The 12,311-nt window shown below is 43.0% G+C and carries 13 protein-coding genes, 1 tRNA gene, 1 rRNA gene and 1 other RNA gene; 1 reads left to right on the forward strand and 15 read right to left on the reverse strand.

Going from position 1 to position 12,311, the window contains the following annotated elements:
• The 15 genes from ATL39_RS16375 to ATL39_RS16445 form a co-directional block, all read right to left on the reverse strand.
• A 16S ribosomal RNA gene (locus ATL39_RS16375) occupies positions 1-95 on the reverse strand; the annotation flags it as partial.
• A gap of 336 nt (positions 96-431) precedes the next feature.
• Positions 432-1,304, reverse strand: a complete 873-nt coding sequence (locus tag ATL39_RS16380) for a metal-dependent hydrolase (protein ID WP_120194462.1) — start codon at positions 1,302-1,304, stop codon at positions 432-434.
• A 139-nt stretch (positions 1,305-1,443) separates the two neighbouring features.
• The gene (locus ATL39_RS16385; RefSeq protein ID WP_170146972.1) at positions 1,444-1,659 is read right to left on the reverse strand and encodes a DUF2508 family protein; all 216 of its coding nucleotides are present in this window, start codon (positions 1,657-1,659) and stop codon (positions 1,444-1,446) included.
• A gap of 54 nt (positions 1,660-1,713) precedes the next feature.
• Entirely contained in the window at positions 1,714-2,310 is a 597-nt protein-coding gene (recR, locus tag ATL39_RS16390) for a recombination mediator RecR (protein WP_120194464.1), read from the reverse strand.
• A gap of 12 nt (positions 2,311-2,322) precedes the next feature.
• A complete protein-coding gene (locus tag ATL39_RS16395; RefSeq protein WP_120194465.1) occupies positions 2,323-2,637 on the reverse strand; it encodes a YbaB/EbfC family nucleoid-associated protein in 315 nt (104 codons plus the stop codon).
• A 22-nt stretch (positions 2,638-2,659) separates the two neighbouring features.
• Entirely contained in the window at positions 2,660-4,378 is a 1,719-nt protein-coding gene (gene dnaX, locus ATL39_RS16400; protein ID WP_120194466.1) for a DNA polymerase III subunit gamma/tau, read from the reverse strand.
• A 173-nt stretch (positions 4,379-4,551) separates the two neighbouring features.
• An RNA gene (gene ffs, locus ATL39_RS16405) (signal recognition particle sRNA large type) lies at positions 4,552-4,817 on the reverse strand.
• Positions 4,818-4,899: 82 nt separating this feature from the next.
• Positions 4,900-5,067 carry a YycC family protein gene (locus tag ATL39_RS16410; protein WP_120194467.1) on the reverse strand — a complete coding sequence of 56 codons (168 nt, stop codon included), beginning with the start codon at positions 5,065-5,067 and terminating at the stop codon, positions 4,900-4,902.
• Between the two features lie 17 nt (positions 5,068-5,084).
• Positions 5,085-5,627, reverse strand: a complete 543-nt coding sequence (gene tadA, locus ATL39_RS16415) for a tRNA adenosine(34) deaminase TadA (protein WP_120194468.1) — start codon at positions 5,625-5,627, stop codon at positions 5,085-5,087.
• A gap of 119 nt (positions 5,628-5,746) precedes the next feature.
• A tRNA-Ser gene (locus tag ATL39_RS16420) sits at positions 5,747-5,839 on the reverse strand.
• A gap of 109 nt (positions 5,840-5,948) precedes the next feature.
• Complete coding sequence (locus ATL39_RS16425; protein WP_120194469.1) at positions 5,949-6,890, reverse strand: ABC transporter ATP-binding protein; 942 nt, start codon at positions 6,888-6,890, stop codon at positions 5,949-5,951.
• The gene (locus ATL39_RS16430) at positions 6,887-7,933 is read right to left on the reverse strand and encodes an ABC transporter ATP-binding protein (protein ID WP_120194470.1); all 1,047 of its coding nucleotides are present in this window, start codon (positions 7,931-7,933) and stop codon (positions 6,887-6,889) included. Before ATL39_RS16430 ends, ATL39_RS16425 begins: the two co-directional genes overlap by 4 nt.
• A 20-nt stretch (positions 7,934-7,953) precedes the next feature.
• Complete coding sequence (opp3C, locus tag ATL39_RS16435; RefSeq protein WP_120194471.1) at positions 7,954-9,108, reverse strand: oligopeptide ABC transporter permease; 1,155 nt, start codon at positions 9,106-9,108, stop codon at positions 7,954-7,956.
• A 1-nt stretch (position 9,109) separates the two neighbouring features.
• Positions 9,110-10,039: an oligopeptide ABC transporter permease gene (gene opp3b, locus ATL39_RS16440; RefSeq protein WP_120194472.1), complete on the reverse strand. Its 930-nt coding sequence runs from the start codon at positions 10,037-10,039 to the stop codon at positions 9,110-9,112.
• 100 nt (positions 10,040-10,139) lie between these two features.
• On the reverse strand, positions 10,140-11,816 hold the full coding sequence (locus ATL39_RS16445) for a peptide ABC transporter substrate-binding protein (protein ID WP_120194473.1): 1,677 nt from the start codon (positions 11,814-11,816) through the stop codon (positions 10,140-10,142).
• A 163-nt stretch (positions 11,817-11,979) separates the two neighbouring features.
• On the opposite strand from ATL39_RS16445, the gene ATL39_RS17720 reads away from it, so the two are divergent.
• On the forward strand, positions 11,980-12,303 hold the full coding sequence (locus ATL39_RS17720) for a DUF3899 domain-containing protein (RefSeq protein WP_425453038.1): 324 nt from the start codon (positions 11,980-11,982) through the stop codon (positions 12,301-12,303).
• Positions 12,304-12,311: the final 8 nt, after the last annotated feature.

Below are 12,311 nucleotides of genomic sequence, written 5' to 3' on the forward strand. Positions count from 1 at the left end.
CCTCCGAAGAGGTCCGCCGGGTGCATGCGCTCGACTTGCATGTATTAGGCACGCCGCCAGCGTTCGTCCTGAGCCAAGATCAAACTCTCCATGAAAGTTGATGCTTAGTTCTTGCTGGTCTTACCTTGCGCAGCAGGCCTTGCCTGCCGCGACTTGTTGTTCGCGCGTTGTTTTCATTCCATTTTCAAAGGACACGTGTTTTTAATGTCGTCTCTTAACGACTTCATAAATTATATCATTTTCGTTCAAAAAACGCAATACATAATTGTGATAAAATAATGAACGTTTTTGAGATGTTTTCTCAGCAACGTTTTCAACTATACCATCTCTATTATAAAATAACAATAAAAAAAATGCATTACTTATAAAAAAATTTTTTCCTTCTATAGTATCCTACTTTTTAAACTAAAAGCGGACTGTTATGTCCGCCTTTATTCAACAGGTATTGATTCAAAAAGCAGTTTCTCTCCATCAAAGTAAAAACGGGGATCGTACACCCCCAGCTGTGTATCATCTTTTGTCACCACTACAAAGGGCGCCCATTCAATCAGCACTTCTGCGCGCTTGTTTTTGTTGAGAAGAGGGTCCAGATCCACTTCTTCCTGGGAATAAAGCGTATCCGTCAATGATTCCCTTCCAAACGCATTATGATTTTTAATAGTTACTATTTCATCTTTTTTACCAATAACATTAAATGAGCCCGGTACAAAACCGGCGGAAAGTTCTACCTGATCAAAATCATCTTCTACTTGGTTAATAATAAAGGTTCCTTGAAGAGCCTGTATAGAAATGTGGAGGGCGGCCAACAGCAGAACGACTTTCCATACCCGGGGAGCAGGAATGCTTTTGTATTTCCATTTAACAATAAATGCCCCGGCAAACAAACTCCAAATAACCACATCAACAATAGGAAGAAACCCGAGGGCTACTCTTGTGGAACTTAATGGTTCGAACCATCCGGTTCCCCATGCGTTTAAGCCGTCAAGCGTATTATGAATTACTACATTGATAAATGCAGCAAAGAAAATCAGCCAGTGCTTTTGTCTCCAAATTACAAAAGCTGCGGCAAAAATCACCAGTGCCCATACAGGGGCCATGAAAAAAGAATGTGTCAGTCCGCGGTGCCAAAGCAGACCCATAATCTGTCCCGTCTCGGTAAGTCCTGTGAAGACATCGGCATCCGGAGCCTGGCTGGCAGCCAGACTTGCAAAAAGCACAGAGCGTTTAACTGGTTTTTCAAGGCCTTCTTTATCCATCGCACCATAAGTTGCCATTCCAAAAAGAGCATGTGTCAGCGTATCCATTTAATACCTCTTCTCTATCAGGGGTAAAGTATGTTCTTGTACTGTACCTTTTCTTTCTATAGAAGAGCAATGTTTTTGCCCCGGTTCGGCTTAGTTTTATATTCACAAAAAAACAGCCGGGCAAAAGCAGCCGGCTGTACTATTTATTCTTTTGAAACGACTGCTGATAACGCATTTCTTTTAAAAGAAACATGTACTTTGCTTTTTTTATCTTCAAGTAAGCAATCGTTTCGGCAGAAGGATCAAGACTTTTTTCGATAATTAGTTGAAAAGATTCGAATTCATGCTTTAATTCTTCGGTTTTTGCAGCAAGGCGTTGTTGACCGGCATGATAGATTCTATCTTTTTTGAACAAAGAAACGTCCTCCCTTATTGAACAATGCTCATTGAGGGGCTCTCCGCCGCTGCTTTACAGCTCCCGGCGGCCTTCTATTGCTTTAGAAAGCGTCACTTCATCTGCATATTCCAAGTCTCCTCCAACAGGGAGCCCGTGTGCAATTCTTGTTACCCTCATACCAGAAGGCTTCACAAGCCTTGAAATATACATTGCTGTAGCTTCCCCTTCAATAGTAGGGTTTGTTGCAATAATGACTTCTTTTACTTCATCATTCTGAAGTCTTTTAATCAGCTCGGGTACTTTAATATCTTCCGGACCGATGCCATCCATTGGAGAGATTGCGCCGTGAAGGACATGATACTGGCCGCTGTACTCACGCATTTTTTCCATGGCAATAACGTCCTTGGAATCCTGCACTACGCATATAATAGATTGATCCCGCTGTTTATCTTCGCAGATCCGGCACGGGTCTGTATCGGTTATAAAATGGCAGTTGGAGCAGTAAGTTAAATCACGTTTGGCATGGACCAGAGCTTTCGCAAAATCAAGCACGTCGTCTTCTTTCATATCCAATACAAAGAAAGCTAAACGGCCTGCGGTTTTCGGCCCGATACCCGGGAGTTTCATAAAGCCTTCAATTAATTTAGAAATTGGCTGTGGATACTGCACCTTTTCCTCCTTTTAGAACATTCCAGGCATATTCATTCCTTTTGTAAACTTGCCCATGTCCTGTTCGATCATTTCATCTGCTTTTTTGAGAGCTTCGTTTGTCGCGGCAAGAACAAGATCCTGCAGCATTTCAACATCTTCAGGATCTACTACGTCCTGATCAATTTCAATATCAACTATACGCTTGTCCCCAGAAGCAGTAACTTTAATAGCTCCGCCGCCTGCTGTGGCTTCGACAGTCTTATCTTTTAATTCTTCCTGAGCCTGTGCCATCTGCTTTTGCATCTTCTGCATCTGCTTCATCATATTTCCCATGTTGTTTTTCATTATTTATTCCTCCAATAGTATATTAGTCTTTTATTTCTAAAAGGTCTTCTCCAACCAGCTTAATTGCTTCATCTACGAAAGGATCCTTTTCCGGCTCACTTTCCTTTTCTTCGGAAGCAGGCTGCTGGTTCTTATATTCCTGTTTTACTTTTTCCCACTGCTGATTCAACAGTGTCACGGTCTCCAGGGACCGGCCTGTTACTTCTTGAATAGAAGATTCTATCGCGTCCCGGAATTTAGTATCAACCATACTGCGGTGCATTTCGTTTTGAAAAGCCAGGATCAGTTTTTCTCCGTTGGTCGCTACCGGCTTGGCATCGCTTATCCATGCATGGCCCGGCACACTCGTCTGCTTTACTTTCTGCATAACAGCCGCCCACTGGCCTGTCAGCTCCTGAAGCTTTTCCCGGCTGGCACCTTGAATAGTTTCACGGACTTTGCCATCGTTGCCGAGTGCCTGGCTTCCGCCGGTTCTCGGCGCTGCTTTTCGTTTCGGAGCCTGGGAAGATGGATTTTCTTCCGTTTTTTCCGATGCTGGCGCTTCTTTTACCTTGTTTAGTTTTTGTTCAAGCTGCTCTATTTTTTTCTCCAGCCGCTCGTAGGTGTCAGAAGAAACAGAGGATACCTCCCGGCCTTGTGCAGGCTCCGTTCTGCCGGAAGAAACATAGGCCGTTTGAATAAGTGCCATTTCCAGAAAAATCTTCGGATGACTGGACCATTTCATCTGCTGAAAATGGGTGTTCAACTCATTTAGTACTTTGTATATCCAGGAAAGCTCCGCCTGGCCGGTCAACTCTTTAAATGCATCATCGACCATGACTCTGTCCAGAATTTCATCGACATTAGGTGCCGTTTTGGCAACCAGCATGTCTCTTAAATAGTATATAACGTCTTCCATGAATCGAACAGGATCTTTTCCATCCTGAATCAGCCTGTCTGCAGCTCTCACTGCAGCAGAAGTATCGCCTGCCAAAATGGAACGTATCGTTTCTGCCAGAAAACGCTGGGAAACGGCTCCCGTAATCGCCAGTACATCATCCGATGTAATCGTATCTTCGGCAAAAGAAGAAGCCTGATCCAGAAGGCTCAGCGCATCTCTCATTCCACCTTCCGCTGCCCGGGCGATAAGCTGAACGGCTTCTTCTTCCGCCGCCCATTCCTGCTGGGAAATAATATAATTCATCCGATCTGTCAGAGCTTTAGTCGTTATTCGTTTAAAATCAAAACGCTGACATCTGGATACAATCGTTAAAGGAATTTTATGTGGTTCTGTAGTAGCCAGAATAAACACCGCATGCTTCGGAGGTTCCTCCAATGTTTTCAGAAGTGCATTAAAAGCGCCGGTGGAAAGCATATGAACTTCATCTATAATATATACTTTGTATGAAATATCCCGGGGTGCGGACATGACATTCTCCCGAATATAACGAATTTCATCTACTCCATTATTGGATGCAGCGTCAATTTCAATCACATCCACTACGGATCCATCTGAAATACCGCGGCAGGCCCGGCATTCGTTGCAGGGCTCTCGAACAGGGGCATGCTCACAGTTGATCGCTTTAGCGATAATCTTGGCGGCGCTTGTTTTTCCGGTTCCCCGCGGACCGCTGAATAAGTAAGCGTGTGAAAATTTTTCTTGTTCCAGCGCATTTTGCAGCGTTTTCGTAATATGTTCCTGGCCCGCCATGTCTTTTAACTGCCTCGGCCTCCATACCCTGTACAATGCCTGATAGCCCAATCCTCTGCCTCCTTTATCGTATTTCTTCTATTTTAATTATACCGATTCTATAAATACTTTTCAAAAGATGCTATCCGTTTTTCTTCATTATAATTAATCGCTTTCTTCTATTCAAAGATGAAGAAAAAAGAACCACTCTCAACAGAGTCGTTCTTTTTATCATATGTATAAAGCCGTGCACCTTCTGTCGACAATGCTTTCATGCACGTTACCTATGCAGTTAGCTCGAACCGGGCAGCTCTGCGGCACATAGAAGAGTCCGCTTACTGCTGCTTCCTTCCGGACCTGACAGGATTCACGGGTTTCCATTGCGCAGAACCCGGTTGTCAACACCACTTACATAGGGCAGGCTGCACAAAAGCATAGCCTCGAGAAGGGATTCAGCCTCGCTATAGCGGATTGCGAGTACAGGGCACCGCTACCTCCCCACTTAGCACGGCAAATTGGATAACATATTCAGGCGCTTTATTGCGCAACTTTTAGTATATATAGTTTTTCATCGGAACGCAATAGGTTCGGCTTTATTCTTCTGTAGGATTTTCATCTGTTGTTGTCTGTTCTTTTTTTTCTAATTCGGCAATCTTTGCCATAATAATATGCGGCGGCGTATGCATAATGTGCTCTAAAGGCATATTAAGTTTTTTAGCCAGCATTTGGGCCGTCTCCGCTGAAAATTGATTAGGTGCCATGGATTATCCCCCTGTTTTTATTCATCGTGTTCGTTTACTATATCATGATGAATCGTTGAATCCAACTTCTGCTGCTCTCTTCTTTTTAAGCGCTCTGCTTTTTTCTTTTGACGCAGTTCCAGAAAAAAAGAGGACAGAGCTGCGCCGCACTCTTTTTCCATTACACCGCTTTCTACAACGGCCTGATGGTTAAAACGCGGTTCGTCCAGCAGATTCATCAGCGTCCCCGCGCATCCGGCTTTCGCATCTGCCGCTCCGTAAACCACCCGGACGATACGGGATTGAACAATTGCCCCTGCACACATAGGACAGGGTTCCAATGTAACGTATAACGTACAATTTTCCAGGCGCCAGTTCCCCAGTGTCCGGCATGCCTGTTCAATCGCCGTCATCTCGGCATGAGAGCCTGCCTGCTGTTTTGTTTCCCGCTGATTGTATCCATACCCGACAATTGACTCTTCTTTTACAATCACTGCTCCTATAGGCACTTCTCCCATAACCCGTGCTTTTTCTGCCAGCTTCAATGCTTCTTTCATCCAATACGCATCTGTGTGAGCCATTTCCGTCCCCTTTATTTCCCCTTTTCTTCTATCATACCCAATTTGCGTTTTTCGTGCATCGTCTAATAAAACACAAAAAAAGCTGCCCTTTAAAAGGACAGCTTTGTCATTTGAAATAATGGCGGAGGAGGAGGGATTCGAACCCCCGCGGGCGATGAAGCCCCTGGCGGTTTTCAAGACCGCTCCCTTCAGCCAGACTTGGGTACTCCCCCGAATGGTTAAAAACTTTTTGGCTGACAAGGAATATAATAGCATATACAAAATACCGGTGCAATAGAAAATAAAAAGAAAGAGCAATTTAATTTTGCTCTTCCTTCTATTTTACGTTAATGCCGCTCCTTGATATTCAGCTAATTCTTCTTCGTTGCACAATACCCAGTGCCCCGGTTTCACTTCCTGAAAGCTTCTGTTTTCATTACTGCCATAGGCTTCAGGATCATATTGAATTCTTTTGCGTGTTCTTTCATGATCCGGATCCGGCAGCGGAATAGCTGACAATAACGATTTGGTGTAGGGATGGAGTGGATTTTTATATAACTCTTCACTATCCGCCAGTTCCACCAGATTGCCAAAATACATGACGCCGATCCGGTCGCTTATATACTTCACCATCGATAGATCGTGGGCAATAAACAAATACGTGAGATTTTTTTCTTTTTGCAGCTTTTTGAGAAGGTTCACTACCTGTGCTTGTATCGACACGTCCAAAGCCGAAATAGGTTCATCCGCTATAATAAATTCAGGATCTACCGCTAAAGCTCTCGCAATACCCAGTCTCTGCCTCTGTCCCCCGCTGAATTCATGAGGGTATCTGCTGGCATGCTGTTTGTTCAGCCCAACTGTTTCCAGCAGCTCATATACTCTGTTCTTTCGTTCTTCTTTCGAATTAACCAGGCCGTGGACATCCAGTCCTTCTGCAACAATATCCAATACTTTCATTCTTGGATTCAGGGAAGAATAAGGATCCTGAAAAATCATCTGCATCTGCCTGTTAAAATCTTTTAGATCTTTTTTATTTTTCTTTCCTTGTACGTTTTTCCCTTTAAAGAGCACTTCGCCATCTGTAGCTTCGTATAACCTGATGATGGAACGTCCCGTGGTTGATTTACCGCAGCCGGATTCCCCTACAAGACCGAATGTTTCGCCTTTATATATTTCAAATGTCAGTCCGTCAATTGCTTTCACAATAGTTTTCCGTCCTGTTTTAAAATGCTGTTTTAAATTTTTTACTTCCACTAGTTTTTCTCGCTGGTCTTCTATCATTTTAATACACCTTTCTTCGCTTTATCAGCCTGCATTCTTTTTTGAACAGAAGGAGGCGGAGAAATGGCGGGAGCTTTCGGATCCATTAACCACGTCGCCGCATAGTGGGTATCAGATACTTTGAACATAGGAGGCTGCTCTTCATAATCTATTTTTAATGCAAATTCATTCCTGGGGGCGAACGCATCTCCTTTAGGAGGATAAAGAAGGTCCGGCGGCGTTCCCGGAATCGCAAAAAGCTCTTCTTCCGAACTGTCCAGGGTAGGCATAGAACCGAGAAGTCCCCATGTATAAGGATGTTTTGGATTATAAAAAAGTTCATCCACTGTACCAATCTCTATGATTTTACCGGCATACATTACTGCTACGCGGTCTGCAATATTAGCAACAACCCCTAAATCATGCGTAATAAAAATAATGGAAGTATTGGTTTCAGCCTGGATGTCTTTCATAATATCCAATATCTGTGCCTGAATGGTTACATCCAGAGCTGTAGTCGGTTCGTCCGCAATTAATATTTTAGGATCGCAGGCAAGAGCTATTGCAATCATTACACGCTGTCTCATACCTCCGGAAAACTGGTGGGGGTACTGCTTCATTCTGATTTCCGGCTCTGGTATTTTTACCAACTTGAGTATTTCGATCGCTTTTTCTCTCGCCTGCTGTTTATTCATATTTCTGTGTCTGATAAGGCCTTCCATTACCTGGGTGCCTACTTTCATAGTAGGGTTTAATGACGTCATAGGATCCTGGAAAATCATCGCAAGGTCTTTGCCGCGCACTTTCTGCATCTGTTTTTCGTTTTTCTTTACGATATCCTCATTTTCAAACATAATTTCTCCATTTTTAATAAAACCCTGTGGTTCTGGAAGAAGCTTCATCAATGCTTTCGTAGTGACCGACTTTCCTGAACCGGATTCTCCAACTATAGCCAGTGTTTCTCCTTTATGCAGGTCAAAGGAGATGTCACGTACCGCCTGCACTTCGCCATCATGCGTGTTAAAAGAGACACTAAGATTTTTTACTTCTAATATTTTTTCCATCTTTAATATGTTCCTTCCTTTTATCTGTCTCTCATTTTTGGATCAAAGGAATCTCTAAGGCCGTCTGCCAGCACGTTAAAAGAGATCATAATGATAGAGATTATAACGGCTGGGAAAACAAGAACATGCGGAGTCGTAGTCAGTGCTTTAAATCCATCGTTTACAAGTGTACCAAGAGAAGCCTCCGGCGCCTGCAGACCGAGTCCGATAAAGCTTAAAAAGGCCTCGAAGAATATCGCACTTGGAATCGTAAACATGGTATTAATAATGATTAACCCCATGACATTCGGAATAAGATGCTTTGCAATAATTTTTCTATCCGGCACCCCGATGGTTTTAGCCGCCATAACATATTCCTGGCCTTTCAGCTTCAGGACTTCACCGCGTATAACTCTGGCCATACCGGTCCAGCCTGTTATAGCGAGGGCAATCGCAATCGAAATAATTCCGGGCTCTAATATAATGATCATTAATATAACGACCACAAGATTGGGAATTCCCATTAAAATCTCCAGGAATCTCATCATGTAGTTATCCACTCTGCCGCCGTAATAGCCGGAAATTCCTCCATAGGCTACGCCGACCACAAGATCTATAGCCGCTGCCAGAAAAGCGATATAAAGAGAAACTTTAGTCCCTTCCCAGGCTCTTGTCCATAAATCCCGTCCTAATCTATCTGTGCCGAAGTAAAAGTACTCGTCTTCCATACCTGCAGCCGCATACCGGTCATAGTCCGCTCTTACCTGGCCGGAGCTCGGGCTTCCATCGCCTTCACTTAAGACCGTGTAAGTAACAAACTCGCTGTCGTCGCCAAACCGCACTTCGGCATTTGCCTGTGCCTGCTCTGCTGTAACATGTTCGTACACAGAGCTTTCCATTCCGTTTACATTTAACCAGGAAATGTTCTCAAGCACTGGAATTTTAGGAGTTAAATTAGATCTTTCCAGCGCCTGTTCATTCGGCCCGTAAGAGCTGAAGCTCGAACCGAAAAATCCCATTAGTATTATAAGAATCAGGGAAATAAGAGCTATCATTGCCGGTACGTTTTTAAATAGGACACGTACAGCATCCTGAAAAAATGTCCGGCTCGGCCTGCTTATCTCCTGCGCTTTTTCTTCGTCTCGTTCTACACGCTCAAACCAATCTGCTGAAGGTTCTTGTTTATGTTTTTCCATACTAACGGTCTCCTCCGGAAATTCTAATCCTTGGATCAATAATTCCATATAAAATGTCGATAATTAAAACGACCAGCACAAAGAAAAAAGCAAAAAACAATGTGGTTCCCATAATTACCGGGAAATCATTAGTCATAACAGAAGAAACAAACTGTTCTCCAATACCCGGCACCGCAAAGATCTGCTCGATAACTAATGTACCGGTAAGCAGGCCGACTGCTAATGGGCCTAAAATGGTAACTAAAGGAATAAGTGCATTTCTGATGCCGTGCTTGAATACAACGGAAGTCTGGTTCGCGCCCTTCGCACGCGCTGTTGTAATATAATCCTGCCCCATGACTTCAAGCATCTCTGTGCGCATAAATCTGGCGCATGTGGCCATAGGGAAAATCATTAAAGCAATAGTAGGCAGGATCGAATATTCAAAACCGCCCCATGTGGCCACCGGGAGCCAGCCTAGCTTTACCCCTACAAAATACTGCAGTAATCCGGCAAATATAAATGATGGAATAGAGGTACCAATGACTGCAATAAATGTAGAAATTCTATCCATAAAGCCGTTATGATAAATAGCAGAAACAATTCCCAGAAGCGTTCCTAAAATGCTTCCAACAATTAACGATTGAATACCAAGCTGAAAGGAAGGGCCTATTCTTGTTTCTAAAATACTGGCCACGCTACGGTTGTCGTACTGAAAAGAAATCCCCAGGTCTCCCTGCATTAAATTCCAAATATAGTTCAGGTATTGAATAGGAACGGGATCATTTAATCCATACTTTTCTAATATAATCTGCTGCTGTACTTCTGATAATCTTTCCTGAGCACTCAAAGGCGTTCCAGGCAGAAATTTCATTAAGAAAAAAGAAATAGTGGCAATAATAAAGAGCGTAATCGCCATATATATTATTCTTTGTAAGATATATCTTGCCAATGTTTTCCCCACCTATATGTTTATTAGATAATAACAACGGAAAAGAGAGTACAAATCCATAAAATCGGATATACTCTCTTTTCCTTGCTAAATTATTATTTTATTCAGCAGCTTCCTCATCTACATAAGCCCACTTGTATTCAAAATCGTGGCCCGCAGCGTTATAGTAAACACCCTGTAGAGCCGGGTTCCATAGATATGCTGTTGATCTCTGGTATAAAGGAGCAATCGCTGCATCTTCTTCTACAAGAATTTTTTCAGCTTCGAGGAATGCATCCCATCTTGCCTGTGGATCATCTGCTGAGTCACCGGCAGCTTCTTCGATAAGTGCATCGTACTCTTCATTGGAATAACCCATCTGGTTGTATCCGCCATCTGTAACAAACATGTTCATGAATGAGTTGGCATCAACAAAGTCAGGAGACCATCCAGATACAGAAAGCTCATAATCCATCTCGTCACTCAAACGCAGACGCTCTTTGAAAGGTACCGATTTAACGTTTAGCGTAAGTCCTTCCAGATTCTCTTCTAATTGGTTTTTGAAGTAGGCGTTAATATTTTGTGCTTTGTCTGTATCATCGCCAAGCATTTCAATTTCTACCGTGTCCGTGCCTAATTCTTCCAGTGCAGCAGCCCATGCTTCCTGTGCTGCTTCTTTATCTGTTGGCAGCAGATCACCATTTGCTTCTCTAAAGCCTTCATCAGATTCCGGGCTTGTTACAAAATTCTCAGGAACAAGGCCATTTGCAGGGAATGAACCGTCATTTAAGATCGTGTCTGCCAGACCTTCTTTATCAATCGATTGGGCAATAGCCTTTCTTACGTTTTCGTTCGCAAGCGGGCCATCGTTGGATTGGTTCATTTTAAGGAAAAAGACACTTGGCTCTTCAATCGTTCTAAACGACTGCTCTGTGCTGTACTGATCTACATACTCTGCGCTGATTGATACTCTGTCTAATTCGCCGGTTTCGAATAAGTTAACTCCGGTAGAAGTTTCTTTTACCACCTGGGCATTGATCTCGCTGAGCTGAACAGTGTCAGCATCCCAGTACGTATCGTTTTTCTCAAACTTCATGCTTTCACCGTGGCTCCACTCTGTCATTTTGAAAGGTCCGTTTGACAAAGTATTCTCTGCTTCAAGAGCAAAGTTTTCTCCCTGTTCTTCTACGAAGCTTTCATTAAGAGGAAGAAACGTCGGGAATGTAGTCAGTGATTCAAAATATGGCGTTACTTTATCGAGCGTTACTTCTAACGTATAGTCATCTACCGCTTCCACACCCAGCTCTTCAACATCCATTTCTCCTTCACTTACTTCCGTTGCGTTATCGATAACGCCGGCCATCATATAAGGGCCGTATTCTGAAGCCGTGTCAGGATCAACCGCTCTCTGCCATGCATAAACGAAGTCGTTGGCTGTAACAGGATCTCCGTTCTCCCACTCAGCGTCTTCACGTAAGTTGAACGTCCAGGTTAAGCCGTCTTCACTTGTTTCATGATCCATCGCAATACCTTCTACCGGATCGCCTTCTTCACCCGTTCTGTACAAACCTTCATATGTCTCACCGGTCCACTGCATGCCGTGCTGGTCAGTGACTAGTGATGGGTCCATCGAAGGTATTTCATCGCTGATGGAAATATCAACTACTTGATCTCCACTCGCCTGTCCTTCTTCTCCTTCCGCACTTTCTCCTCCGGATTCAGAGTTTCCAGAGCAGGCAGCTAATGAAGACCCGACAGCAACAGTTGAAAGCAGTAACCACAATTTTTTACTTTTCATTAAATAATCCCCCAGTTTTCTTATAAGTTCAGCTTTATTTATACAATGATGTATAAGGCTGTAATAAACAGATATGTTATAATGTTGATTCTGTAATTCATTTGGAAAGGAAATAATAATGGCGAATGTAAAAATAAATTCAGCATTATTTGCTGTAAATCTGATGATTATTCTGGTTTTGTTTTTCGGTCTTTTTTCGAATAAAAGCTTTCTTGATTTTATCAACGGCGGCTTTTATGTGTTTTCCGTTTACTTTATTCTTTCTTTGATCTTCTTTGTTATTAAGGGGAAATTTTTTGATGGAATCATCTATAGTTTCAGAAGATTTTCCAGCAGAGTAGCTAAAGGAAATGCCAATGAAGACTATTTACAAAAACGAGACCCCTCAGAAACGCTCAGTTCACAATTTTTAAGTATATGGTATTACCAAACTATAATATTAGCCGTCTTTATATGTTTTCTGCTTCTGTTATATTATTCGCTGTAGTGCTTATT

The organism is Sinobaca qinghaiensis, from assembly GCF_003610495.1.
Classification (GTDB): Bacteria; Bacillota; Bacilli; order Bacillales; family Marinococcaceae; genus Sinobaca; species Sinobaca qinghaiensis.